The organism is Variovorax paradoxus, from assembly GCA_016806145.1.
GTDB lineage: Bacteria > Pseudomonadota > Gammaproteobacteria > Burkholderiales > Burkholderiaceae_C > Variovorax.
This window is the reverse complement of the sequence record CP063166.1, coordinates 3,840,390-3,866,233: the sequence shown is the minus strand read 5'-3', so window position 1 is coordinate 3,866,233 and position 25,844 is coordinate 3,840,390. Positions and strand designations below refer to the sequence as shown.

Sequence of the window (25,844 nt, the reverse complement as noted above, 5' to 3'; positions counted from 1 at the left end):
GCAACGCGATGAGAACCGAGGTCATCGGCGGCGCGACGCTCTACCACGGCGAAGCGCTGGAAGTACTGCAGGCTCTCGAGCCTGGAGTCGCTGACGCCGTGATAACAGACCCGCCGTATTCGAGCGGGGGCGCCTTTCGCGGCGATCGCGCCATGGATACGAAGACGAAGTACCTCAGTACCGGATCTTCGAACCTAGGCAAGACCTCGGATTTCGGCGGCGACAACCGCGACCAGCGATCGTTTCATTTCTGGTCGACGCTCTGGGCCGCCGCCGCGCTGCGCGCATCAAAGCCAGGCTCACCCGCGCTGTTCTTCACCGACTGGCGACAGCTCCCCATCTCCACCGACTATCTGCAGGCTGGCGGCTGGGTGTGGCGCGGCGTGGTGCCATGGGTCAAGACGTCGCCCAGGCCGCAGATGGGGCGTTTTACCTCGGCCGCCGAGTACGTCGTCTGGGGTTCGGCTGGACCGATGCCGGTCGATCGCGGCGTGGGATGTCTTCCTGGCTTCTACGAATTCCACGTACCGGGCGATCGAGAGCACGTCACCCAGAAGCCGGTACCGCTTATGGCCGCGATGGTCGAGATTTGCGAGCCTGGCGGCGTCGTGCTCGATCCGTTCATGGGCAGTGGCACCACGGGTGTTGCGGCGCTGCAGCTCGGACGGAAGTTCATCGGCTGTGAGCAGAGCCTGCAGTACTTCGACGTCGCCTGCCGCCGTATCGAGGAAGCCATCACCAGTACCCGCATGTTTGCTGACGCTCAGCAACCGCTGCAGCAGTCGTTGATGCCGGAGGCCGCGGCATGAACTACTACGAGCACCACCTCGGCGACTTCCTCAAGAAGACGGCGCATCTGTCGGCCATGCAGGAGGGGATCTATCGGCGGTTGCTCGATCGCTACTACATCACTGAACAGCCGTTGCCTGGCGACTTCGAGGCCTGCTGCCGGCTCGCACGCGCGAACGGGCGTCACGAAAAACAGGCGGTCAGGGAAGTTCTGGCCGAGTTTTTTTCTCTCGTTCAGGGTTTCCATGCCAATGCGCGAGCCGACGAGGAAATCGCGAAGTTTCAGAACAAGAGCAAGAAGGCGAAGGCCTCTGCAAATGCGCGCTGGGAAAAGGAAAAAGCAGAAGCACTCGCTAACTCAGGCCATGCGAACGCATCGGAAACGCATGATGCGGACGACATGCGAACGCATAGCGAAGGCAATGCACCGCGCGCCCGTCCCCAGACACCAGACACCAGTAACCAGTCACCAGACATAACCGCTCACGCGGTTATCGCGGGCGCAAACGCGGGGGCTGCGGCGAAGGCGATGCGGGCGGCAGGGCTGCAGGACGCCAATCCATCGCACCCCGAGCTGCTGGCGCTGCTGGCCGCCGGAATCACGCTCCCCGAGCTCGAGGACGCGGCCCGTGTTGCTGCCGCCGGGGGCAAGGGCTTCGTCTACGCCCTGCGCGTCGCTGCTGGCCGGCGCCGTGAAGCCGCGAAGGTCGGCACGCTGCCCGCGGCCGCACCGCCCACCGAAACCCCCTACCAGCGCCGGTCTCGCGAGACGGTTGCCGCCTTCGCGCCGAGCCTCGCGCGCCGCCCGCCGGGCCAGCGCCACGACCCCGAAACCATCGAAGCGGAGACACGCGATGTCACTCCCCCAGCCCTGGGTTGAGCGGATTTTCAGCCGCCTCACGGTGCGCTACGGCCGCGACTTCACGATCCGCTACGAGGGCCTCGGGAAGACCGTGGAGGAGGGCGCGGCGATCGTGCAGGCCGATTGGGCCCGAGAGCTCGACGGCTTCGAGCGGCACCCCGCGCTGATCGGCTGGGCGCTCGACCACCTGCCGGACCGCGCGCCCAACGCGGGCGAGTTCCGGCGCCTGGCCAAGTCCGGGCCCGACATCCAGCCCGACAAGCCGCGGATCGAGGCGCCGACGCCCGCATCGCGCGCCACTCGCGAGCGCGTGCTGGCCGCCTTCCAAGCCATGAACAAGCCCGCCGCCGCGCGCGATCCGCGCCAGTGGGCCCGCGACCTGATCCGCCGCCACGAATCCGGCGAGCACCGCTCAACGCCTGTCGCTCTGTCCATGGCCCGCGACGCGCTGCGCGAGCCCACGTTCACACCCGAGGAGTCCAACGCATGACCGAAGTCCTGTTCCGCGACCCCGAGCTCGTGCTCGAGACGGTCGACCACGAGCCGCCCAAGCGCGCCACGCCGCTGCGCTATCCAACACCCGATGAGACGCCCCTGTCCCGCTCCGAGGTCTGGCACGGCATGCGGCATGGACTGATCACGAACGGGCTGCAGACCCGCTGCATGTTGCTCACCCTGACGAAACCCTACGTCTCCGACGCTCCCGCGCACGCGCGCGCATTTGGTGAGCGCCCGCTGACTTTGGCTGACGGGAGGGGGGCATGAGCCACGAGAAAGGAACGCGCCTCGACGGCATCGCCTCGCTCGAGGACCTGCGCCAGCGATGCGTGGTCGACGAGGACGCAGGCTGCTGGCACCTGCGCACGGCTCGCGGCCGCGCACTGCCGCAGGATCAACGGCACGTCATCTGGGTGCATGGGATCGGGCACGTGACGGCAACTCGCGCCGCGTGGCTGCTCGCGCATCCGGCGCGCCAACTGCGCAACGGCTGGGTCTGCTACCGCTCCTGCGACAGCTACGACTGCGTGGCGCCGCAGCACATCGTCTCGGGCACGCGCAAAGCCTGGGGCATGCACATGGCGCGCTCGGGCAAGGCTGTGACGACGGCCAAGGCGCAGGCAAATCGACAGGGCCGGCGCTCGACGTGGAAGCTGACGGCCGAACTCAAGCGGTGGCTGCTGGAGAGCCCGCAGACTGGCATCGACGCGGCGCACGCGCTCGGGATCACCCAGGGCCGTGCCAACGCCATCCGCGCGCAGGAGCGCATCGAACTGAGCGCGCGACCGGCGCGAAGCGTCTTCGACCTGGCGCCGGTGCGCGGCCGGGTACGCGCTGCGGAGGTGCAATCATGATCCGCCTGACCCTCCCGTACCCGATCAGCGCCAACCGGTACTGGCGCCCGGTCAAGCTCGGCGCCCACATCAGCATCGTGCCCACGAAGGAGGCCAAGGCATTCCGCGTGGAGGTGGGCGCCATGGCCCGAGCCGCGGGTGTGCGCACGCCGCTGTCGGGCCGCATCGCAGTGCACCTGCAGCTCTACCCGCATCGTCCGCTCGACTGGCAGACGCGCCAGCGCAAGCACGGCGCGGCCTGGGACGATACCGTGCAGTGCATCGACCTGACCAACGCTGAGAAGGTGCTGATGGACGCGCTGAACGGCGTGGCGTTCGGCGACGACAAGCAGGTGCGTCGGTATTCGGCCGAGCGCATGGAGCCCGACGAACACGGCGCGCGCGTGGTGCTCACCATCGAGCCCATCGCCGCGCCGGCTGTGCAGGGCGACCTGCTGGGAGCGGTGGCGTGAACTGCGGCGCTCACGCTCCATCCCTCGCGATCGTCTTCTGGGGCGCTGCGATCGTGGTGTTGCTGGTTTCGATCCTCGTGCCTTGGTTGATCGAGAAAGGCCGGCCATGACGTGTGGATCCTGCACCCACTGGCTTCTGCAGGGCGCACTGGCCCAGCACGGGTACGGCGAATGCCTCGCGCGGCCCGAACAGGAGCGCGCTGGCCGAACCACCTCGGCACAGAACGTCTGCCGCATCGGCAAGCACGCGCCCGCGCCGCGGCCGCAGGAGGGACAACTGCTGTGACAGTCATTGCATGGGATGGAAAGGTGCTCGCTGGCGACAAGCGCACCAGCTTCGGCGGCCTGCACGCCACCACCACGAAGGTGCACCGCCTGGGCGATGGCCGGCTGGTCGGCTGCGCCGGCAACACCGCTCAGATCTCCGAGATCGTGCACTGGCTCGGCGCCGGCGCGCTCCCCGAACAGTTGCCCGCGTGCCAGCGCGATCCGGAGAAGTGCGTATCGGCGCTCGTGATCGAGCCAGGCGGCCGCGTCCTGCAGTACGAGAACAGCGCGCACCCGATCGTGATCGAAAACCTGTTCTGGGCCATCGGAAGCGGTCGCGACTTCGCGATGGCCGCCATGTGGCTCGGCCAGGACGCGCGGCACGCCGTGGTCGTGGCGTGCCAGTTGGACTGCGGATGTGGCAACGGCGTCGACACGCTGGCGTTGTGATGCGATGCGCCCGCTGCCACCGAGCCGTCGCTCAGCCTGTGCTGCTGGGCGGCATGCCGTTCGGCGCGCACTGCGCTGCCCTGGTGCGCGGGCCGAGGCAGAGGAAGAAGCAGCCCGACACGCAAGCGCCGGATCCTAGGCAGCGGGAACTGTTCGACGCGCTCAACGCGCGTGTTTGAGAGAGAAAACATGGTTGCATCCGCATACGTCTACGCCGCCGCTGCAGCTGCCAATGCGGCTGTGAAGACTGGACCGACACCTGAGCGCGAGCCGGAGCCCACTATGTGCGATGGCTGCGGCGCGCCACTCAAGCCAAAGGGGATGGTCTGCGATCACTGCCGGCGGCCACGACGTGGCGCCGAGAAATCGCCCGACTACCCGCAGGACCTCTACGACGAGACAGCACGTCACTTCGCTGCGGCATCACCGCCGGCCCCGTTCGTGTTCTCTGCTATCCCGCCAACCCCCGCATTCGAGCCCTCGTACAGTCCTGCACCGGCGCCTGCGCTCGACTTCATTTCGGACGGGGGCGGCAACTTCAGCGGTGGTGGAGCAACAGGAGATTGGTAATGGCAACGAAGAAACTCACCCTCGGCGAAGCCCGCTTCGTCGCCGAGCTGCTGACCGACCCGAAGCGCAACCGGACGCAGGCCCTGATTCGCGCCGGCTACAGCGAGAAGGGCGCGCGACAGTCTGCCCACCGGCTGATGCAATCGCCCGCGGTCATTGCTGCGATTGACGCGGCTACGGCGCGCATGACCGAAAAGCTCAACCTGAAAGCCGAGGCGGTGCTGCAGAACATCCATCGCATCGGCATGAAGGCCGAGTTCTCGAACGACTACAACGCAGCGTTGCGCTCGCAGGAGTTGCTGGGCAAGCACCTCAAGCTCTTCACTGAGAAGCACGAACACGGCGGCCTTGACGGCGGCCCGATTCAGTTCGTGATGTCGGAGAAGGAAGCCGACCTGTGAGCTTCGCGCCGACCGAACGCCAGCGCCAGGCCATCGACACCGTGTTGTCGGGCCTCGCCACGTGGGTGATGCTGTTCGGTGGTGGCCGCAGCGGGAAGACGTTCCTGATCATCCGGACCATCGTCCTGCGCGCGCTCAAGGCGCCAGGCTCGCGCCATCTGATCGTCCGCTTCCGGTTCGTCCACCTCCGCGCGTCGATCATTGCCGACACGTTCCCGCGCGTCATGCGCCTCTGCTTCCCCGGGGTGCACTACGACCTGAGCCGCACCGAGTGGGTTGCCAAGCTGCCCGGTGGCTCCGAGATCTGGTTCGGCGGCCTGGACGAGGGCGACCGCATGGAAAAGCTACTCGGCATGGAGTTCGTGACGATCTACATCAACGAGGCGTCGCAGGTCAGTTGGGGCGGCGTGATGCTGCTGCTCACCCGCCTTGCGCAGAAGGTCATGCAGGTGCTGCCCGGGCGCGCCGAGTCGCCTCTCAAGCTGCGCTTCCTGTTCGACTGCAACCCACCTTCCAAGGCGCATTGGTCGTTCAAGGTTTTCAAGCAAAAGCTCGACCCCGAGACGAAGGAGCCACTCCGCGAGCCGAACAACTACGACTCGTTCCTCATGAACCCGGCCGACAACGCCGAGAACCTGAGCAGCGAGTACCTGCAGACGCTGGAAGGTCTGTCCGAGCGGATGAAGCGCCGCTTCGTGCGCGGCGAGTTCGCGGACGCCACCCCAAACGCGCTGTTCGACGAGGCGGTGATCGACCGCTGGCGCGTCAACGACGGTCAGGTCCCGGCGTACCAGCGCGTGGTCGTGTCCGTCGACCCATCGGGCGCCAGCGACGACGAGCAGAACGCGGACAACGACGAGGTAGGCATCACGGTCGACGCGCTGGGCATCGACAGCCGCGCCTACCTGGTCGAAGACCTGACCGTGAAGGGCGGCCCAACCGTCTGGGGTCGCATCGCCGTCGAAGCCTACATGCGCCACAAGGCCGACGTGATCGTGGGCGAGTCGAACTTCGGCGGCGGCATGGTGCAGCAGACGATCCAGGTTGCGGCCGCGCGCGCTGAAACCCGAGTGTTCTTCAAGATGGTCACCGCCAGCCGCGGCAAGATCCAGCGCGCCGAGCCGTTCTCTGCGCTCTACGAAGACGGCAAGGTGCGGCACGTCGGCCTGTTCCCGAAGCTCGAGGACGAGCTCTGCGCCTTCTCGACTGGCGGCTACACGGGCCCCCGCTCACCGAACCGGGCGGACGCGCACATCTGGGGCCTGGCCGAGTTGTTCCCTGCCATGACGAAGACCGTCGACACCTCGCCGAAGGTCAATCCGCTGCCCAGCGTGAGCCACTTCCGCCGCGGGCGGTAGGCTTTTTCAGGGTCGAATCATAGAATTCCGCTATTGACGCCGATTGGCGTGGTAGGAATTTACTATGACCATCTCGACCGCCGATCGCCTCGCCAAGATCCATGCCGACTCGCTGAAGGAGTTCGACGAGATCCAGGCAGCGCAGCGTGAAGTGCGCATGCAGTGCCTAGAAGACCGACGGTTCTACAGCATCGCCGGCGCGCAGTGGGAAGGCCCGGTTGGCGACCAGTTCGAGAACAAGCCGCGGTTCGAGATGAACAAGATCCACCTTGCGGTGATCCGGATCATCAACGAGTACCGGAACAACCGCATCACGGTGGACTTCACCCCGAAGGACGGCACGACCGGCGACAAGTTCGCGGACGTGTGCGACGGGCTCTACCGTGCCGACGAGCAGGACAGCACGGCGGAGGAAGCCTACGACAACGCCTTCGAGGAGGCTGTGGGCGGTGGATTCGGTGCGTGGCGCCTTCGCGCGTGCTACGAGGACGAGGACGACGACGAGGATGACCGCCAGCGCATCAAGCTGGAGCCCATCTTCGATGCCGACTCCAGCGTGTTCTTTGACCTGAACGCCAAGCGCCAGGACAAGGCCGATGCGAAGCGCTGCTACGTGCTCACGGGCATGAGCCGGTCGGCCTACGTCGAGGAGTACAAGGATGACCCCACGACCTGGCCCCAGGACGTGCAGAGCGCCTACTTCGACTGGTGCACGCCGGATGTCGTCTACATCTGCGAGCGCTACAGCGTCGAGGAAAAGAGCGAGGTGATTCGCGTCTTCCGTGGACTCGACGACCAGGACATGATGGTCCCGGAAAGCGAGCTCGAGGCCGATCCCGACAAGCTCGACACGCTTCTGGCGACTGGCTTCCGCGAGGTGCGCCGCAAGCGCGTGAAGCGCCGCGAGATTCACAAGTACACGATGAGCGGCGGCAAGGTGCTGGGCGACAAGGAGGTGATCCCAGGGCGCTGCATTCCGATCATCCCGGTGTATGGCAAGCGCTGGTTTGTCGACAACATCGAGCGCTGCATGGGACACGTGCGCCTGGCCAAAGATGCTCAACGCCTGGCCAACATGCTCCGATCGTTCCTCGGCGACTTGGCCGGCCGCTCGAACATTTCGAAGCCCATCGTCACGCCGCAGCAGATCGCTGGGCACGTGAATATGTGGGCGCGCGACAACGTAGACGACTTTCCCTACCTGTTGCTCAACCCCGTGACTGACGCGCAAGGCAACCAGCAGGCCGCCGGCCCGATCGGCTACACCAAGGCCCCGGAAATCCCGCAGGCCTGGGGCGCTCTGATGCAGGTGGTCGAGCAGGACATGCAGGATTTGCTGGGCAATCAGCAGGCCGCGGAAAAGATGGTCAGCAACATTGGGTCAAAGACCGTCGAGTTGATCCAGAACCGACTGGACATGCAGGTTTTCATCTACATGTCGAACTTCGCCAAGGGCATGCGACGCGGCGGTCAGGTCTGGCTCTCGATGTCGAAAGACATCGTGGTTGAGGAGCGCCGCCGCATGAAGACACTCGACTCGTCGGGCGGCGTTGGGACCGCTGTGCTCAATGAGCCGAGCTATGACCCGGAGACCGAGACCGAGTTTGTCGACAACGACATGACGAAGGCTGACTTCGACGTGAATGTGGATGTCGGCCCGTCATCGGTCAGCCGGCGCGCAGCCACTGTGCGCGCGCTCACCTCTATGCTGTCGCTTACTCAAGACCCCGAGACAGTGGCTGTGCTCAACGCGCTGATCCTGATGAACATGGAGGGCGAAGGGCTCAGTGATACGCGCGACTTCTTCCGCGCCAAGCTCGTGAAGATGGGCGTCATCAAGCCCACCGAGGAGGAAGCTCAGCAACTCGCCGCGGCGCAGGAGGTCGCGAAGAACGCGCCGCCGGACCCGCAATCGCAGTACCTGCTATCCGCCGCCCAGGAAGCCGAAGCTGCGGCCGCGCAGAAGCGTGCCGACACGGTGGAGACCATCGCCAGCGCCGACCTGAAGCGCGCGCAGACCGCCAAGACCATGGCCGAAACGATGGGCGAGCACAACGAGCAGCAGATCGCCAGCGCGGAGGCGCTGCAGGGGATGCTGGCCGCACCATCGGGTGCCGTCCCGGCTCCGATCGACATCCCCGCGCCGGACTTCCCCGCCGGCCTTTGACCCGCCTGATTTAGTCAATAACTATCAAGATTTGCGTGACCGATTGACTGTAGCTATCATTCGGCCCTGCCACCACCGGCTTTCAGGTGAGACGAAGGGTCGAAACGATGACGCAGGCAGTAACCGAGGGCGAAGAGCTCTCCACCGACGAAACCACTGACGAGCAAGAGCACGAGGAAACCGAACTGGCGGAAGCCGGCGAGGGGGCCGAAGGCGAAGGCGGCGAGGAGGGCGACGAAGGCGGGGTGACCGTCACCATCGGAGAGGAATCGCCGCCCTCTGACGAAGACGAGAGCCGTGCGCCCGAGTGGGTTCGCGAGCTGCGGAAGAACAACCGAGAGACGCAACGCCGGAATCGCGAGCTCGAACAGGAACTCACCGTCCTGCGCGGCAAGAGCACAGCAGCTCAAGCCGTCGTGGTCGGCGACGAACCCACGCTCGAGGGCTGCGAATACGACGAAGCGAAGTTCAAAGCGGACTGGAAGGCGTGGAACCTGCGGCTGCAGGAGCACGGCGAACAGGAGCGCAAGAAGCAGGATGCCCAGACCAAGGCCCAGGCGGCCTGGCAGGCGAAGTTGGACGCTTACGGCAAGGCCACGGCCGAGCTGAAGGTGAAGGACTTCGCAGACGCGGAGGACGTGGCGAAAGACACGTTCAGCGTCACGCAGCAGGGCGTCATTCTCTCCGGGGCCGACAACCCCGCGGTTGTGATCTACGCGCTCGGCAAAAACCCGAAGAAGGCCAAGGAGCTCGCTTCCATCGAAGACCCCGTGAAGTTCGCGTTCGCGGTCGCAAAACTGGAAACCCAAATGAAGGTCACGCCCCGCAAAACAGCACCACTGCCCGAGTCCACCGTGCGCGGTTCCGCGCCTGGGATGGGGGCGATGGATTCGAACCTGAAGCGCCTGGAAGCCGAGGCTGAGAAGACGGGCGATCGTTCCAAGGTCGTTGCGTACAAGAAGCAGCTGAAGCAGAAGGCCGCCGCCTAACCATCAAAGGCAGCCCAAATGGCAAACGTATTCTCCCGTGAAGAACGGATCATGTTCGACAACATGATCGAGGGCTTCGACGATCAGCTCGTGATCGCGAAGGCCGCCCAGAAGTACACGCCGCTCGATCCGCAGAGCATGCAGCGTGTCGGCGACAAGGTGTGGATTCCCGCGCCGTATATCGCCGCGTCGTACGACGGCTTCGACCAGACCGCCAACTTTGGCGACATGACCGAGCTCACCGTGCCGGTGTCGATCGGCTACCACAAGTCGTCCAACGGCAAGATGACGGCCAAGGACCTGCGCGACCCGCTGCAGCTCTCGCGCTACGGTGACGCCGCCAAGCAGAAGCTGTCGAGCGACATCAACTACGCGCTGTTCACCACCGCCGCGATCCAGGGTTCGCAGTTCATCAAGCGCACCACGGCACCGACCGGCTTCGACGACATCGCCGCGGCCGACGCGCAACTGACGGAGCAGGGCGTGCCGCTCGCCAACCGCATGGCCTTCCTGGCGCCGCGTGTCTACAACGGCATGGCTTCGAACCTGGCCAAGCCGCAGACCAGCGGCCTGCGCGAGACGATGAACGCCTACCAGAAGGCCTTCATCGGCGACATCGCCGGCTTCGAGACGTACAAGAATGACCAGTCGCTGCGCCTCGCTGCAGCCACCGGCGGCGCCACCACGGTGAACGGTGCGAACCAGTACTGGGTGCCGAAGGCCACGTCGACGGCGGCCGGCACCGGCGAAACCGAGAACGTCGACAACCGCTACTCGCCGCTCACCGTGACGGCGGCCACGTACGCCAACATCAAGGCGGGCGACGCGTTCACCATCGCTGGCGTGAACTCGGTGCACATGATCACCAAGCAGGACACCGGCCAGCTGCAGACGTTCCGCGTCATCGGCAAGCCCTCTGCCGGCGTGATCACGGTGGCCCCGGCCATCATCTCCGCGGGTGGCGGCACCAAGGCCGAGAAGGAGTACCAGAACGTCACGGCCACCCCGGCCAACGGCGCGGCGCTCACGTGGCTCAACACGACCACTGCCGAACTGAACCCCTTCTTCGTGAAGGACAACCTGCTCCTGCTGCCGGGCTCGTACACCGTCGACCCTGAGGCCGGCTGGGAAGTGATGCGCGCCACCACCGAGCTGGGCATCGCCATCTCGTACGTGCGCCAGGGCGAAATCAACGACCTGAGCATGAAGTTCCGGTGGGACATCGACTTCGGCACGGCGCTGACCAACCCGCAGATGGCCGGGTCGCTCGCCTTCAACCAGGCCTGACCACCAGGCCCACCAGGAGAACCGACATGACCGCAAAGAAGACCGATTCGGGCGTCGACATGACCAACGCACCCGCTGGCACCACCGAGGAACAGAACGATCCGCGCCCGGTGCCCGAGCTCACCCCTGCGGAACGCGAGGAGGCCGAAAAGGAGGGCGTGAAGGCTGCCATCGCGCAGTCTGCGCAGACCAACTTCGCCACGCGCAGCGCGACCGAGAGCGCGAGCGGCGGTGACCGCTGGCCCGACCGTCACGAGATCATGCCCTGGGCGCCGACCCTGGATCTGAGCCTCGACGCCTTCAAGGCTGCCGTGGCTGCTGATGCCGAGCCGGCCATCCCCGAGGGCAAGATCGCCGGCCTCGTCGAGCTCGAGCGCTCGGGCAAGAACCGCACCGAGTACGTGAAGGCGCTGTGCGACCGCCTCGGCGTGAAGTCCCCCTACGAGGTCACCTCGGCCGGCCCGGGCTTCACGAACGACGTGTCGAGCGTCAACCCCATCATTCGCGATTGATCGTGGGACCTCTCTAGCAAGCAGTTGCCGGAGTTCACGCCCGCCTTCGTGCGGGCGTTTTTCCATCCCGAGGAAGAACATGCAAGCACCCCAAACGATGGTCTACAAGGCGCCGGGCGCGCACGAGCTGCACGGCGTGCGCGTCGATTACTTGGTGGTCGACGACACCGACCTTGAGGCGAAGCTGGCCCATGGCTGGCACCTCACTCCTGCTGCAGCCCAGGCCGCACTGGATGCGCGTGTTGCGGTGCCCGCGGCCTCGACCGACGACACCGCGCCACCCACGCGCGCCGAGCTCGAGGCCAAGGCAGCCGAACTGGGCCTGACCTACGACAAGCGCCTTGGCGACAAGCGACTGCAGGCGCTGATCGAGGAAAAGATCGCCGCGGCCGCTGCGAGTCCTGGGGAATAAGCCATGGGCTGGACGAAGCGACAACTTTGCGACATGGCCTTCAACGAGATCGCGCTGGCCGGGTACAACTTCGACATCCAGCCCGCCGAGATGGTGGCCATGGTGCTGCGGCTCGACTCGATGATGGCCTCGTGGGAGACCCCGGGCATCCGCATCGGCTACAACCGCACGGTCGATCCGAAGGCAGCCGATCCTGACCAGGACAGCGGCATCCCAGACCAGGCCAACGAGACGGTCTACCTCAACCTGGCGCTGCGTGCTGCGCCCAGCTACGGCAAGCAGATCGCGCTGCCCACGGCGGCCGTCGCCAAGCAGTCCTACGACGCGCTGCTGGGCAAGTGCCTCGCCGACCCACCTCAAATGCAACTGCGAGGCAAGGTTCCAGCAGGCGCCGGATACAAGCGCCTCCGCTGCAACAACCCCTTCCTCTTGAACCCTGTCGACGTGCTCACCACTGGGCCCGACGGCACGCTCGACTTCAACGGACCGGTGCCGCTGCCATGACCGATATCAATCAGCTTTCGAGCGTCGATCAGATCAGCCTTGGCGACCTGGTTCCCATCTTCTCGATCAGCGGGGGCACGGCTCGAAAGTTGCCGCTGACGGCGATCGCTGCGGCCATCGCAGAGTTGATCGGCGTATCGCAGGATGCGCAGGATGCCCGGGAAGCAGCCGCCGCTGCACAGGGATATGCCGCCTCTGCGGGCACGCAAGCAGCCATCGCGACGGCGGGCGCGACAACGGCCACCACGCAGGCCGGAATCGCGACGGTTCAAGCGGGGGTCGCGACAACTCAGGCCGCAAACTCACTGACTTCCGCCACGAGCGCAGCGACCTCCGCAGATATAGCAGCAGCCCGAGGCCGCACCTACGCAACGGCGGCGGCAGGCGTCAATCCTGCGGGAACACCGGCCGGGGTTGGACTCAATGAGTACTTTACGGTGCCAAGCAGCGACCCTCAGTTCTCGTTGGATCTCTACCAGAACGTTGCCGGGAGCGCAGTTCTGCAAGCAGGGAAGTCGGTGCCGAGCACCACACGCTTGAAGACGGTGACCGAGCTGCTGTACGGCGCCGCTGAATTCACGAACAACGGCTTCATTCTGGCGACGGGCGCCTTTGCGTCTAGCCCATCGTGGGGAGCGACTGGTTTCCTCGAAATTCTTGGCGGCGAGGCCTATGTCGTCTATTCGCAGTGCATCGGTAGCGCGCGCCACTGCTGGTACGACAAGGACAAGGTCTTGATCTCCGCGTTTGGCGGTGCTGAGCCGACCTTCCAGGCGCTCACCGCCACGGCCCCGGCGAATGCTCGCTATCTGCGCGTGAGCGCGCAACAGTGGCCCGTGACCAGCGCCTATGTACAGGGCTCGGTAGCCGCGTACAACATCCGCAAGCAGAAGCAGATCACCACGCAGCATCCCGTGTCGTTGTCTTCAACGCTCGTGGACGACAATGGCACGCCGCTGAACGTCACGCTTACGGCACTGGCGGCGGCCCAGCTTGCATCGGACACGCGAATTGCGGCTTTGGTGGGTGAACTCGACCTTGCAACAGATGCCGCTGCCCCGCTCTTCGTGAACCTGTGGCAGTACACGAAGTCGTGGGCGTTCCCCGCTACTTTCAATGCTGTTGCTGTGGCCTCTCGCGATTCTGCGAATCAATTCACTGTGGCGTCTGGTGGAGGCTCCAACTTCATCGCTGGCGGTGCGTTGGTGGTGGAGAACGGCGCCACCGGAGAAATCACTAGCTTCGTCTGCAAGAGCGTGGTTGGCGACGTTGTGACGGTCATCGGCACTTTGCCGGCAACCCTCGGCAACGCCCAGGGCATGTGGGACAGCGCCAACACCCAGCACTTGAGCCGACTGGCACAAAAGGGCCTCGCGGACTTCATCATCAGCCGCACGCAGCGGTATGCGTACAAGAAGTCGACCATCTTCGAGTACCACCCTCCGACGTGCAGCACGCCGTCAGCCGCGAATGCCAATATCTACACGCTCGACAACACTACGCTGAAGGTTGCGATTACCAAGCTCGGGAATGCTGGATTCGGCGGCTTCGTGCCGGGCACAACCAACCTCGCGAAGCTTTGCCAGACCAGGACCGACCCGCAATACAACGTCGGCGTTGCTGGCGACGGCGTCGTTGGCGAGCCGACGCAGTACCTGGGCTATGGGTACGACATCAATTCCGCCGCTGCGGGGGATGGCATCGAGTTCACCATTCCTGCGGGTCGCAACACGGGCTTTCTTGAGATCCCGATTGCTGCGCGTACTGGCGCCTACACGAGCAGCGTTGACGGCACGAGCCAGACCTTCGACGGCAAAGCTCGGTTGGTTGTGCTGGGCGACGGCGTCACGATCCACGACCAGGTCTACGAGGCTGGCCGCGTGCATTACGTCTTCGTTGACTTCGCCGGCTACAGCACGCTGACGGTGCGCCTGATGAACGCGGAGAACAAGGTCACGGCGCTCCGGCTGTGCGCTGTCTATGCGTACACCAAGTCCGCAGCGACGCCGACCAGCGGGTTCTTCAAGTCGGGCGACGTGGTGGCCTTCCTCATGGATTCGTGGGGCGCTTATCCGGTTGCCGTCGGCGGGGAGGTCCCACCGCTGCGGCCGGACGGATCGACGGCAGACGGCATGCAGTTCACGTCCGAGCGGCTGCGCACGCAGCTCGCCTCTCAAGGCGTCAGTGTGACGACGCTAAACATGAGCAAGGGGGGACAGACTTCGGAGTGGGGCCTGTACTGGGCCGACAAGATCCTGGAACTCCGCCCCAAGGTAACCCACTGTTTCACCAATTTCGCCATCAATGACAGCAACTCGCGCACTGCCTACGACGCGGACACCGACTCGGCCTATGACTTCGATCCTGTGAACATGTGGGTGAACAAGGTCAAGAGCGCTGGCGGCAAGAAGGGATCGACCAACGACACCCGGTGGTACTCCAACACGCAAGCCATCTGCGATCGACTGAGCAAAGCCGGAATCAAGCCGGTTGTTCTGATGCCGCCCTCTACGGCTTCGACGTCGCAGACGCAATCCATCCGCTCAAACCTGCTGCACAAGATCGCTCGAGGGTTCAGGGGGGCCGCATGAGCGCCGGCTTTAATTTTCAATTTGCGGAATCTGAAGGGGCGATCGAATGACCGATATCAACGACCTATCCAGCAACGATCAACTCAGCATCGGGGACCTGATCCCCATCTGGTCGAGTGCCAACGGCGACACGCGACGCATCTCGATCACCGCGCTCGTCGCCTTCGTGATGGCGCAGGTAGCAGCGAACAGCGGCTTCGTGACGCAGTACGCCGCGCCCAGCGCAACAGGGTTCTCGGTGCAGATCAAGCCGCCTGTCGCCGGCACCGCAGCATTCCTGCTGCTGACGCCCGCGGCCGCCTACGCCGCCGGGACGGTCATTCTTCCGCCGGTCGCCGAGTGCATCGACGGTCAGGAAGTGCTTGTGACCTGCACGCAGGCTGTCACCGCGCTGACCGTGAACGGCAACGGCGCCACTGCAGTGAATGGCGCCCCCGCCACGCTGGCCGCCAACAGCTTCTTCCGCCTGCGCTTCGACTTCATCGCGAAGTCCTGGTATCGCGTCGGCTGACCTTCAACCCTGGAGAACTCCATGACTGCTCGCCAACCCTTTTCGCCCGCCTACGGCACCGGCCAAGCTGTCGCGCCGGGCGCCGCCTCCGCGGCCGTACCCATCAACGCGTCGAACAACCAGGTGCGAATCGTGAACACGGGGGCGGCCATCGCGTTCGTGCGAACCTTCAGCCAGGCTGCGCAGGCTGGGGCCGTGGCAACAGCCGCCGACATGCCCATTCCTCCGAACATGGCGGTCACGATCACGAAAGACATCTCGCACGACCGGCTTGCGTTCATCTCGGCCGCCGGCACCACGCTGCAGGTGATCACGGGCGAGGGGTGGTGAGATGGACGCGGGCTTCGGCGCACCGCTGGCGAACACTGCGCCGCTGAGTGAGTCCGGGACAGCGGTGGCAGGAGGAGGTGGGGCCGCATCGCGTCAGGATCATGTGCATCCACGGCTCACGAGTGCCACGCGGGTGACGCTTGCCGGCGACGGCACCGCCACAGTGACATACACGCGCAGCTTCCCCAGCAAGCCGGCCGTGAACCTCACCGCGATCAACCCGAGCGGCCGTCAAGTGGTGCTCGAGGTGACGGGAGACATCCAGACGGGCGGGCTCTACACCGGCTGCACCATCAAGGGATCGCGCGCGCAACTGCTGCCGGCCCTCACGAGCATCGTCTTGATCGGCCCGCTGATCACCGCGCTGCAGAACTTCGACGTGCTGGGCGGAAGCGCCTCGGGCGTGGAAGTCAGCGTCATCGCCCTCATGCCATCGAACTGACCATGCAAATCGGCATCATGACCGGCATCTACGCCGACAAGACCGCCCAGCTGCGCACCGCGCTGCCGCGCAACCTGGTGCCGGTGCTGAAGGAGTCTGGGCTGTCGAAGAGCTACCTGGGGCCGGCCGACGGCATTGTGGCGCATGGCACTGGCCCGGGCATCGGCCGCGGCTCCATGGTCTGGAATGGCGTGTGCTACAGCGTCATGGGCTCCAAGCTGGTGCGGGTCGATTCGGACGGCAGCGTGACCACGCTGGCCGACGTCGACTCCGGCGGCGAAGTCAGCCTCGATGTGTCTTTCGATCGCCTAGCCATCGCTTCGAACCAGAAGCTCTTCTACTGGGACGGCACGCTTTCGCAGGTGACCGACCCGGACCTCGGTGTGGTCGTCGACATGCTGTGGATCGCCGGCTACTTCATGACGACGGACGGCACGTCGATCGTGGTCACCGACATCGACAACCCCTACGCGGTGAATCCGTTGCGCTATGGATCGTCGGAGGCAGATCCCGACCCCATAGTGGCGCTCAAGCGCGTGCGCAGCGAGGTCGTCGCGCTCAACCGGTACAGCATCGAGACCTTCCAGAACGTCGGCGGCGACGGGTTCCCCTTCGCGCGCATTGATGGCGCCCAGATTCAGCGCGGTTGCGTAGGGACTAAGGCATGCGCCAAGTTCCTGGAGAGCATCGCCTTCCTGGGTTCTGCGCGCAATGAGGCTCCCGCGGTCTGGATCGCGGCCTCGGGCACCGCACAGAAGTTGTCCACGCGAGAGATCGACACCATCCTGCAGGGCTACAGCGAAGCGCAACTGGCTGGTGTGCTGCTCGAGACGCGCGCCGACCGCGGACAGCAGCACCTCTACTTGCATCTGCCGGACCGCACGCTGGTCTTCGATGGCGCTGCAAGCGAACTCATCGGGGATCCGGTCTGGTTCGAGCTCGCCACGTCGGTGGCCGGCCATGCTCAGTACCGCGCGCGGCACTTCGCGTGGGCCTACGACCGCTGGCTTTGCGATGACCCGCAGAGCCCGGCCGTCGGCCGCCTGTCCAACAGCGTTGCGACCCACTACGGCGCGGCCGTGGGCTGGGACTTCGGCACCGCAGTTCTCTACAACGAGGGTCGCGGCGCGATCGTGCATGAACTTGAACTGGTGTGCCTGCCCGGCAATGTTCCGCTGGGCGCGGCGCCGGTGATCTGGACCTCGTACAGTTCGGACGGTCAGGTCTGGAGCCAAGAGCGCCCAGTCGCAGCGGGCAAGATCGGCGAGCGCGATAAGCGCATCTGCTGGCGCAAACAGGGATTCATCCGAAACTGGCGCATCCAGCGGTTCCGGGGCACCAGCGATGCGTTTCTCGCAGTGCTGCGGCTGGAGATGCGCCTTGAACCTCTGCAGGCCTGACGCATGGCCACGGAACTCGTCCTCCGCGCCAAGCCGATCAGCCGAACGCTTCTGTCCCAGTTCTGCAAGACGCCCGAACTGCTCAAGGCCTTCGAGAACCTGTTCTTCGACGTTGCGGTCACGATCCCCGAGAACGTGGTCGACAACTCAGACGAGATCGCCGCCGTAGCCGCCGCCGCAGCAGCAGCGCAGGGAACCGCATCGGCTGCGCAACTCACTGCAACGTCGGCGCTCAGCGCGGCGAACACGGCACAGGGGACCGCGGACGCACTGGCGCTACGCGACGTTCCGCTGGCGCTCGTGGACGGCCCGGTGATCGCTGTGGACGCATCGCAGCACAATTCCTTCAGCGTGACGCTCGGCGGCAATCGCGCTCTGGCCGCGCCCACGGGCTTGAGCGACGGCATGCTGCTGTGTTTCGTGCTGCGCCAGGATGCGACAGGCGGCCGCACGCTGTCGTTCGCGTCGATCTACGACTTCGGCGCCGCCGGGACGCCGGTTCTCAGCACGGGTCCCAACGTCGTCGACTACGCCTTCGGCTACTACGATGCAGCGAGCAACAAGCTGTTGATGATCTTCCGCGCCGGCGCAGCGCCCGCTGTGACGTCTGCCAGTTTCAGCGCGCACAACAACTCGGTGGCGCAGTCGATACCCTCTGGAGCCTTCACGAAGCTGACCTTCAGCACCGAGCAGTTCGACACCGGCGGCTTCTTCGCCGGCAGCACGTGGTCACCGCCGGCAGGCAAGCCAGTGATGCTCAGCGGCGCGTACACCTCGGTGTCGGCCGCAGGCGCCAGCATGACTGTGGCCGTGTACAAAAACGGCGCCGAGTTCAAGCGGGGGACCGCCATCGAGGCACAAAGCACCGCCGTGACAGGTTCGCGCGTGACTTGCATCGACATCCCCAACGGCACGGACGCCTACGAGCTCTGGGCCTTCCAGGCGACGGGCTCTGCACAGAACACCGCGGCCGCGCCCGAGTTGACCTATTTCCAGGGTTCGACCATCACGCCTTGATAAGCTATCGCGGTTTGGTGTTTCGATAGCCCATCCCTATAATTCGCGCCAGTCGGCTCCGGTCGATTAGCTGAGCCGAATGAGCAGCCAGCAGCTCGCCAATCCTCGAAAGAGAGAGCTGCAATGCGCAATTTCATGCGTCTGGCCACCGGTGCGAACGTCGCGCCGCTCATGCTGGCCATCGCCCGTCGCCCCGAGTTGTGGACCGAGGACACGTTCCTCCGCAACTACCCCCAGGGACCCTTCGGCGAAGTCGAATCCATCATGCTGCGATTTCCGGTTGTGGCCACGGGCCTGACCGAGAAGCAGATCGCGCTCTACAAGAAGAACAAGCTCGCGGGCTACGACCAGCACGAGAGCGTCGACCAGCCGGCCTACGCGCGCCTGCACGAGGCCCGCGCGCTGGTGATGAGCGTTTTCTCGGCCGTTGCCGGCGAGCGTCTAGGCCGCGTGATGATCAACAAGATTGCGCCTGGCGGCCACATCTTTCCGCACGCTGACACCCCCGAACACGCCGACTACTACCGCCGCTTCCATGTCGTCCTGCAGAGCGAGGAGGGCGTCGAATTCCGCTGCGGCAACGAGAAGACCTACTGGGAGACTGGTGCGGTGTTCTGGTTCAACAACAAGCTCGAGCACGAGATCTGGAACCACAGCAAGACCGACCGCATCCACATGATCCTCGATGCGAGGTGCTCGCTGTGATCGGCGTCACCTGCGGTGGCCCCGCCGCTGCGGCATGCGCCTTGGCGCTTGAGGGCACCGTCACACCGCCGCCGGCCGGCACCACCTACAAGGTCGAGCGCTGGCGTGATCTGCGCCGCGAGATGCTCCCGCTGCTGGTGCAGCACTGGAAAGAGATCGCGCTCAACCATGCCGCGGTCCCCCTCGACATCGATCACGAGAAGTACGACGCGCTCGACAAGGATGGCGCGCTGCACATCGTCACGGTGCGTCAAGACGGCGAGCTCGTCGGCTATCACGTCGCCATCATCTCGGGGCACCTGCACTACAAGTCCACGCTGCACGGCATCACCGACGTCTATTGGCTGGCCCCGGCGCACCGTCAGGGCTTCACTGGCATTCGTCTCTTTCGCCACGTCGAGAAAGAGATGGCAGCGCTCGGCGTGCGCAAGCTCTTCACCGGCACGAAGGTGCATCTCGACATGAGCAAGCTGTTCGAACACCTCGGCTACAAGCGCGTGGAGTACCTCTACGCCAAACTCATCGGAGACTGAAATGGTCGCAGCAGCAGTAGGGGTTGGATCGGCCGTCGCAGGGGTTGCCGGTGCGAACGCTCAGTCGAATGCAGCGCAAGCTGCAAACCAGAACCAGACCGAGTTCGCGGTCTACAGCGCGATCAATCAGCAGGCAAATCTGAACAACATGCTCGCGCTGCTGCGGCCCTACGTCGATGCAGGCACGACGGCAGTGGGCCAACAGCGCGACATCCTTGGCCTGAACGGCAACGACGCGCAACAGAGCTTCATCAACAACCTGCAGTCGTCTCCGCTGTTTCAGTCGCAGGTCAAGCAGGGTGAGCAATCGATCCTCGCGAACGCCTCGGCGACGGGTGGGCTGCGCGGTGGCAACACCCAGGCGGCATTGGCTCAGTTCAGCCCGGCGATGCTGTCAGCCGAGATCAACAACCGCTTCCAGCAATTGGGCGGCCTGGTGAACATCGGCCAGAACGCAGCTGTTCAGTCGGGCAACGCTGGCCAGGCTGCGACGAACGCGATTTCGTCCCAACTGGCCCAGATCGGCGCGTCGCGCGCGGGCAGTGCGATCGCGCAAGGCCGTGCGACAGCGAGCGGCCTCGGCGCCATCTCGAGCGGACTCGGCCTATGGGCCGGAGGTCGAAGCGGCGGAGGTGGCAGCGGGTTGTCCACTCTCGGCTCGGGTTTCGGAGGCGGCGGCCTCATGGATGAACTCGCATCGTACGGAGTCTTCTGATCATGCCAATCGCACCTGTCGACTACTCGATCGACGTCGCCACGCCGTTCCAATCGGCCCTTCAGGGGTACAGGGCTGGGGCAGCTATTCGTGACGACCAGCAGCAGCAACAGCAGCTTGCGCTCATTCGACAGCAGAGCGTCAAGCAAGCGGAAGTGCTGCAAAGCCTGTTGGCAAACCCAAACCCCACAGCGAAAGACTATGCCGCAGCTTCGATCGTGCTGCCTCAATTGAAGGACAACTTCAAGCAGGCCTTCGAGATGCGAAGCACCGAGCAGCAACAGAACACGCTGCGGGACCTCGGGCAGTACTACTCGGCTGTGGTGAACGGACGGCCGGACATCGCCGTAAAGCAGATGCAAGCTCGCGCCGATTCGATGGAAGCTGCAGGCGTGCCCAAGCCCGAGATTCAGGCGCTTCGGACGCAGGCCCAGTTGATCGAGATGAGCCCGCAGTTCGCCAGGGCGACGATGGGGGTGCTGCTGTCGAGCGTTCCGGGCGGCGACAAGTTCTTGAGCGCTGCAGCCACCGCGGGAGGCGAGGAGCGTGCAGCCGCTCAAGCGCCGGCCGACTTGGCAAAGAAGAACGCAGAGGCTGGGATCAAGGGCGTGGAGGCAGCGAACGCTTCGACGAAGACGGCCCTGGAGAACGCCAACGCGGCCGAGGACATCGAGACCAAGCAGGCGCAGCGACAGATTGCAGCCCTCAACGCGCAGATCGCACAGGCCAACAGCGAGACGCAACGTGGCGAGTTGATCCTTAAGCGCGACGAGCTCGTGCAGAAGCAGGCCGACAAAACGAAGACCGAGGGCGGCGCGGCGCAGGATGCGATCGACACCCTCAACCAGACGCGCGCCACGGTCGACTCGCTCATGAAGCATCCGGGCCTCAATGGCGGCACGGTGCTGGGCGGCGCAGGCACGATCAGCGGCAAGTACCTTGGCGGCATCCCCGGGACCGACGACAAGGACTTCCGCGCGCAGATCGAGACCCTGCAGGCTCAGAACTTCCAGTCGCAGATCAAGACGATGGTAGGCCTCGGCAACCTGTCCGACGCCGAGGGTAAGAAGCTATCCGCGGCGATTGCCAATCTGGATCCGGACCAATCGGCGAAGCAGATCAAGAACAACCTTGGGGTCGTGCGCCGCTATCTCGACAAGGCGATGGCGAAGCAGGTCGGTTCCGGCAAGCTCCCGACCAGCGGCGGCGGCTTCGTGCTCAAACACCCGGTCTACGGCAATGTCACCGAGGGCAACATCAACCAGTTGCTTTCGAAGTTCCCGGGCGCGACGCGCGAACAGGTGCTGCAGTACCTGCAGAGCACAGCGACGCCGGGCGCGTCGACCACGACGCCCGCTGTCGGCGCGACGGGATCGTTCTGACATGGCCACCGAAGCGCCGAAGTCGTATCAGGATCCGCTGTATGCGGACCTCGACGCGAAGACCGAAACGAAGCTCGGCCTACCCGTCGGCCTTCTGTCGAGCATCCGCACGCGCGGCGAGCGTTCGAATGCCGACCAGGTGAGCGAGGCAGGCGCCAAAAGCGTGTACCAGGTCATCCCGGCCACGCGCGATGCAGCGCTCAAGAAGTTCGGCATCGACGCCTACCTGAGCCCTGAGAATGCATCCGAGGTCGCAGGACTGCTGCTGAAGGAATCGCTGAAGCGCAACGGCGGCGATGCGGCCGCCGCGGTGGGCGAGTACCACGGTGGCACCGATCGTGCCAACTGGGGCCCGCGCACGCAGGCCTACATCGCGCGCGTGATGGGCGGCCAGGGTGCCGCCAAGGTGAACGCACTCGAGAACGACTTCGCGAAGTTCATGGCCGCGAACCCTGCAGTGCCTGCCGGCCGATCGGCTGACGCTGTGCCGGGGGCTACAACCCCGACAGCATCCGCGACGCCCAGCGCGCTCGAGGCAGGCTTCGCTCAATACCTGCAAGCCAACCCGACCACCGAAGCGGCGCCTGAACCCGAGCAGCCTGGTTTCTTCGCGCGAGCCGCAGACGCAGTGACCGGGAACGCGCGTCGCACGCCGACGACCGAGGCGCTCCCGGACTGGGCGGGTATGCCCGAGCTCAACTCGCTGTCGCTGGCAAGCGCGAAGACCGGAGTTGGCACGATCCTGAGCAATCCGGCTGAGACGGCGCAGATCATCAAGGCCAACTTTCCCGAAGCCCAGGTGCGCCAGGACGAGAAGGGCAACTTCATCATCCGATCGGCTTCCAACGGGCAGGAGTACGCGATCAAGCCAGGCTTCCGCGTGAGTGATCTGCCCCGTGCCATTGCCGCCATCGGGGCCTTCACGCCGGCCGGCCGTGCGGCCACCATCCCGGGCGCGGCGGTGGGGGCCGGCCTCACTCAGGCGGCGATCGAGGCTTCTCAGGCCGCTACGGGCGGCAACTTCAACCCGGGCGAAGTGGCGCTGGCTGCGGCTGCTGGTGGTGCGGTGCCTGCCGTTGCGCGCGCCGTGGGCGCCGGTTTCGACGCGGGCAAGGCAGCGCTGCAGCGGCTGCGTGGCGTCCCCGAGCCTGCCGCGAATCCGGCGCAGGCGGTGGAGCAAGCCGCGACCACCGGAGCTGCTCCCGTAGCGCAACCTGTCGCCCCCGCCGCAGCACAGCCCGCAGCCGCGACGATCGCCCCCGTCGCGCCGGCCGAGATCATGCCGGCCGCCCAGCTTGCGCAGACCGCGCGCACCGCCGCGACAGGCGGCATGGGCAGCAACCGCGCCACCCAAGTGCTGGCCGAACAAGCTGCACCCGACGCGAAGGCGCTGTCGGCCGCCAAGCGGCTGGGCATCGAGGACTACCTGCAGCCCGACCACGTGACCACGAACCAGGCTTATCGCGAGCTGGCGCAGGCCGTGAAGTCGGTGCCAGGATCCGAAGCGCGCGCTGCCGAGGTGCAGGGCCTGGAAAGCGTCGCCAAGCGTGCAGACGACCTGATCAGCGAGATCGGGGGCAGCACCGACGCCAGCACGGTGAGCAGCGGCGTGAAGGCGCGCATGCAGGCCACGCAGGCTGAACTTGAGAAGCAAGCCGACGACCTTTACGAGAAGGTTCGAGCGGCCATCCCTGCGAAGACGGAAGCGCCGGCCCCCAACACTATCGAGTTCATCCGCCAGCGCGCCGACGAACTCGGAGGCGCAACGAACCTGTCGCCCATGGAGAAGAAGGTGCTCTCACGCCTGGCTCCCGGCCAGAACGGCGCCCGACAGCCCACCTATGCGCTGCTCGACGACGTGCGCAAGGATGTGGGCGCCGCGACGCGTGGGACGGGACCATTCAAGGACTCCGACACGGGCCTCGCGAAGAAGCTCTACTCGCTGATCACCGACGACCAGGCGACTGTCGTAGGATCGCATGGTGCATCCGACCTCTTCGCCGCCGCCAAAGCATCCGTCGCCGTCCGCAAGGGGTTGGAAGATGACCTTGTTTCGCTTTTCGGCAAGACTCTTGATGGCAGCATCGTCGGCGATATGTCTGGCGCTGTTCGCGCGGTGGGTCAAGGAGACACTTCGAAGCTGCTGCGGCTTCTGAAGGCGGTTCCCGAGGCACAGCGACAGGAGGTGATGGCCGCCGGCCTGACCTCCGCTTTCCGCACTGCAGCGACGCGCGGGCCGATCAACTTCACGACCTACGCGAAGTGGTACGAGGGCCTGCTGCGCAACAAGCAGGCGCACGCGGCGGTGATGAGCAACCTGCCGCCGCAGGCCCGCAAGCAACTGAGTGACCTCTACCGCGTCTCGCGCGGCATCAGCGCGGCCAGTCGCGAGCGCATCACTACCGGTCGCATCATGGCTGTGGCTGACGAATTGAAGGGCGCCGACAACCTGGCCGGCCGCCTCTATGACGTGGCCAAGCAAAGCGCAGTCGGCGCCACCGTCGGCACCGCGGCGGGTAGTGTCTTCGGCCCCGGTGTCGGCGCGGCTCTTGCCAGCGCGCTCACTCGAGGCGCCAAGCCCAACGCCATCAAGGCTGCAGACGCGCTGATCGCATCCCCCGAGTTCACGCAGCTCACGCGAGCCGGCGGCAACCAAGCCGCGAAAGCTCGTGCCTTCGCATACAGCCGTCCCTTCACTCGCTTCGCACGCGCCGTTGGCAGCCCGCAGGATCTCAGCAACCGGGAGAAGTGGGTGCTGCAGGTGCTGCAAGGTCGAAACAACAGCCAGGATTGACCATGACCCCAATCGTCTCCCCCTTCCCGCAGTTCTTCGATCTGGACGGTTCCCCGCTCGACGCTGGTTCGCTGTACTTTGGCGCGCTTCACCAGAACCCGGAAACCGCCCCCATCGTCGTGTACTGGGACCAAGCAGGCACGCAACCGGTGCCGCAGCCCGCGCGTACCCTCAATGGCTACATCGTGCGCAACGGCTCTCCTGCGCAAGTGTTCACGCCCTTGAACTACTCGCTCACCGTGCGCAACCGCCGCGGCGCGGTCGTGGCGTACGCGCCCGACAGCTTTGCGAGCGCGATGTCTGCAGGGACTGGAATCTACGGTGAATGCCGTCTCGTGAAGTCCGGTTCGAACATCGTCTTGCAGCCGTACAAGGGTACGCGGCTCACCATCGACGGCATTGCAAACACCGTCCCCGATGGCGGCGTCTCGTTGTCCAGTGCGGGCCTGGTCGATGCGACCCTCTACTACATCTACGCCTTCATGAATGCGGGCGTGATGACCCTGGAGGCATCGACCACCGGGCACGTCACGGACCCGATCACCAGGGTTGAAACCAAGAACGGAGACACTACTCGATCGCTGGTCGGCATGGCCCGGACGATCGCCGGACCGGCGTTTGTCGACACTGCCGCTCAGCGCCTGGTTGCGTCGTGGTTCAACCATCGTGCGCGGCCGCTCAGCAATGCGCTACTGACGAACGCACCGTCTTCCACGACGACATACGTCGAGCTGGACGCCTCGAAGCGGATCGAGTTCCTCGCTTGGGCGAATGGCTGCGCTGACTTGGCGGCCTTCTTCACGGTCACGAATCCGACCTCCGCAACAGTCGCCGGCGCGATCGGCTTCGACGGCCTGGTGCCGGAGGACGCCGGGGGATTCGCGCAACCCAACAACTTCATCGTTCAGACGAGCGCTCGAGCCACAAAGGAGTTGGCCGAGGGCTATCACTACGCCACGATGCTCGTGCGGTCGACGGGTGGCACGTCTGTCTGGCAGGGGAGCGCAACGGTGGGCGAGCGCTGCTCGATCGTCGGCACGGTGGACGCCTGA

Annotated in this window: 28 protein-coding genes; all 28 read left to right on the top strand. The window is 65.2% G+C overall.

Annotated elements, in window-relative coordinates:
• The first annotated feature begins 8 nt into the window (after positions 1 to 8).
• The 28 genes from INQ48_18135 (at position 9) to INQ48_18000 (ending at position 25,844) form a co-directional block, all read left to right on the top strand.
• Positions 9 to 809 (top strand): site-specific DNA-methyltransferase, encoded by an 801-nt coding sequence (locus tag INQ48_18135; protein ID QRF55328.1) that lies wholly within the window; start codon positions 9 to 11, stop codon positions 807 to 809.
• Positions 806 to 1,669: a YdaU family protein gene (locus INQ48_18130; GenBank protein ID QRF55327.1), complete on the top strand. Its 864-nt coding sequence runs from the start codon at positions 806 to 808 to the stop codon at positions 1,667 to 1,669. Before INQ48_18135 ends, INQ48_18130 begins: the two co-directional genes overlap by 4 nt.
• Positions 1,644 to 2,141: a hypothetical protein gene (locus tag INQ48_18125; GenBank protein QRF55326.1), complete on the top strand. Its 498-nt coding sequence runs from the start codon at positions 1,644 to 1,646 to the stop codon at positions 2,139 to 2,141. Before INQ48_18130 ends, INQ48_18125 begins: the two co-directional genes overlap by 26 nt.
• The gene (locus INQ48_18120) at positions 2,138 to 2,416 is read left to right on the top strand and encodes a hypothetical protein (GenBank protein QRF55325.1); all 279 of its coding nucleotides are present in this window, start codon (positions 2,138 to 2,140) and stop codon (positions 2,414 to 2,416) included. Before INQ48_18125 ends, INQ48_18120 begins: the two co-directional genes overlap by 4 nt.
• Positions 2,413 to 3,003: a hypothetical protein gene (locus tag INQ48_18115; GenBank protein ID QRF55324.1), complete on the top strand. Its 591-nt coding sequence runs from the start codon at positions 2,413 to 2,415 to the stop codon at positions 3,001 to 3,003. The genes INQ48_18120 and INQ48_18115 overlap by 4 nt, the downstream gene beginning before the upstream one ends.
• Positions 3,000 to 3,455, top strand: coding sequence for a RusA family crossover junction endodeoxyribonuclease (locus INQ48_18110; GenBank protein QRF55323.1), 456 nt, complete (start codon positions 3,000 to 3,002; stop codon positions 3,453 to 3,455). The genes INQ48_18115 and INQ48_18110 overlap by 4 nt, the downstream gene beginning before the upstream one ends.
• Before the next feature lie 106 nt (positions 3,456 to 3,561).
• Complete coding sequence (locus INQ48_18105) at positions 3,562 to 3,741, top strand: hypothetical protein (protein ID QRF55322.1); 180 nt, start codon at positions 3,562 to 3,564, stop codon at positions 3,739 to 3,741.
• Positions 3,738 to 4,172: a hypothetical protein gene (locus INQ48_18100; protein ID QRF55321.1), complete on the top strand. Its 435-nt coding sequence runs from the start codon at positions 3,738 to 3,740 to the stop codon at positions 4,170 to 4,172. Before INQ48_18105 ends, INQ48_18100 begins: the two co-directional genes overlap by 4 nt.
• Before the next feature lie 569 nt (positions 4,173 to 4,741).
• Entirely contained in the window at positions 4,742 to 5,143 is a 402-nt protein-coding gene (locus INQ48_18095; GenBank protein ID QRF55320.1) for a terminase small subunit, read from the top strand.
• Positions 5,144 to 5,211: 68 nt separating this feature from the next.
• On the top strand, positions 5,212 to 6,501 hold the full coding sequence (locus INQ48_18090; protein QRF60784.1) for a DNA-packaging protein: 1,290 nt from the start codon (positions 5,212 to 5,214) through the stop codon (positions 6,499 to 6,501).
• 64 nt (positions 6,502 to 6,565) lie between these two features.
• The gene (locus tag INQ48_18085; protein ID QRF55319.1) at positions 6,566 to 8,668 is read left to right on the top strand and encodes a hypothetical protein; all 2,103 of its coding nucleotides are present in this window, start codon (positions 6,566 to 6,568) and stop codon (positions 8,666 to 8,668) included.
• 107 nt (positions 8,669 to 8,775) lie between these two features.
• Positions 8,776 to 9,657 (top strand): hypothetical protein, encoded by an 882-nt coding sequence (locus INQ48_18080; protein QRF55318.1) that lies wholly within the window; start codon positions 8,776 to 8,778, stop codon positions 9,655 to 9,657.
• 18 nt (positions 9,658 to 9,675) lie between these two features.
• On the top strand, positions 9,676 to 10,944 hold the full coding sequence (locus INQ48_18075) for a hypothetical protein (GenBank protein QRF55317.1): 1,269 nt from the start codon (positions 9,676 to 9,678) through the stop codon (positions 10,942 to 10,944).
• A gap of 26 nt (positions 10,945 to 10,970) precedes the next feature.
• Entirely contained in the window at positions 10,971 to 11,456 is a 486-nt protein-coding gene (locus tag INQ48_18070; protein QRF55316.1) for a hypothetical protein, read from the top strand.
• A 79-nt stretch (positions 11,457 to 11,535) separates the two neighbouring features.
• On the top strand, positions 11,536 to 11,868 hold the full coding sequence (locus INQ48_18065; protein ID QRF55315.1) for a hypothetical protein: 333 nt from the start codon (positions 11,536 to 11,538) through the stop codon (positions 11,866 to 11,868).
• 3 nt (positions 11,869 to 11,871) lie between these two features.
• Complete coding sequence (locus INQ48_18060; GenBank protein ID QRF55314.1) at positions 11,872 to 12,372, top strand: hypothetical protein; 501 nt, start codon at positions 11,872 to 11,874, stop codon at positions 12,370 to 12,372.
• On the top strand, positions 12,369 to 14,963 hold the full coding sequence (locus INQ48_18055) for a hypothetical protein (GenBank protein ID QRF55313.1): 2,595 nt from the start codon (positions 12,369 to 12,371) through the stop codon (positions 14,961 to 14,963). The genes INQ48_18060 and INQ48_18055 overlap by 4 nt, the downstream gene beginning before the upstream one ends.
• A 46-nt stretch (positions 14,964 to 15,009) precedes the next feature.
• Entirely contained in the window at positions 15,010 to 15,474 is a 465-nt protein-coding gene (locus tag INQ48_18050; GenBank protein QRF55312.1) for a hypothetical protein, read from the top strand.
• A gap of 21 nt (positions 15,475 to 15,495) precedes the next feature.
• On the top strand, positions 15,496 to 15,804 hold the full coding sequence (locus INQ48_18045) for a hypothetical protein (protein QRF55311.1): 309 nt from the start codon (positions 15,496 to 15,498) through the stop codon (positions 15,802 to 15,804).
• Positions 15,805 to 15,967: 163 nt separating this feature from the next.
• On the top strand, positions 15,968 to 16,246 hold the full coding sequence (locus tag INQ48_18040) for a hypothetical protein (GenBank protein ID QRF55310.1): 279 nt from the start codon (positions 15,968 to 15,970) through the stop codon (positions 16,244 to 16,246).
• A 2-nt stretch (positions 16,247 to 16,248) separates the two neighbouring features.
• Entirely contained in the window at positions 16,249 to 17,646 is a 1,398-nt protein-coding gene (locus INQ48_18035) for a hypothetical protein (protein QRF55309.1), read from the top strand.
• 3 nt (positions 17,647 to 17,649) lie between these two features.
• Positions 17,650 to 18,663, top strand: coding sequence for a hypothetical protein (locus tag INQ48_18030; protein ID QRF55308.1), 1,014 nt, complete (start codon positions 17,650 to 17,652; stop codon positions 18,661 to 18,663).
• Between the two features lie 123 nt (positions 18,664 to 18,786).
• Positions 18,787 to 19,368: an aspartyl/asparaginyl beta-hydroxylase domain-containing protein gene (locus INQ48_18025; protein ID QRF55307.1), complete on the top strand. Its 582-nt coding sequence runs from the start codon at positions 18,787 to 18,789 to the stop codon at positions 19,366 to 19,368.
• A complete protein-coding gene (locus INQ48_18020) occupies positions 19,365 to 19,901 on the top strand; it encodes a GNAT family N-acetyltransferase (GenBank protein ID QRF55306.1) in 537 nt (178 codons plus the stop codon). Before INQ48_18025 ends, INQ48_18020 begins: the two co-directional genes overlap by 4 nt.
• Position 19,902: 1 nt before the next feature.
• Complete coding sequence (locus INQ48_18015; protein ID QRF55305.1) at positions 19,903 to 20,616, top strand: hypothetical protein; 714 nt, start codon at positions 19,903 to 19,905, stop codon at positions 20,614 to 20,616.
• A 2-nt stretch (positions 20,617 to 20,618) separates the two neighbouring features.
• Positions 20,619 to 21,998: a hypothetical protein gene (locus INQ48_18010; protein QRF55304.1), complete on the top strand. Its 1,380-nt coding sequence runs from the start codon at positions 20,619 to 20,621 to the stop codon at positions 21,996 to 21,998.
• Between the two features lies 1 nt (position 21,999).
• Positions 22,000 to 24,792 (top strand): hypothetical protein, encoded by a 2,793-nt coding sequence (locus INQ48_18005; GenBank protein QRF55303.1) that lies wholly within the window; start codon positions 22,000 to 22,002, stop codon positions 24,790 to 24,792.
• A 2-nt stretch (positions 24,793 to 24,794) separates the two neighbouring features.
• Positions 24,795 to 25,844: a hypothetical protein gene (locus INQ48_18000; protein QRF55302.1), complete on the top strand. Its 1,050-nt coding sequence runs from the start codon at positions 24,795 to 24,797 to the stop codon at positions 25,842 to 25,844.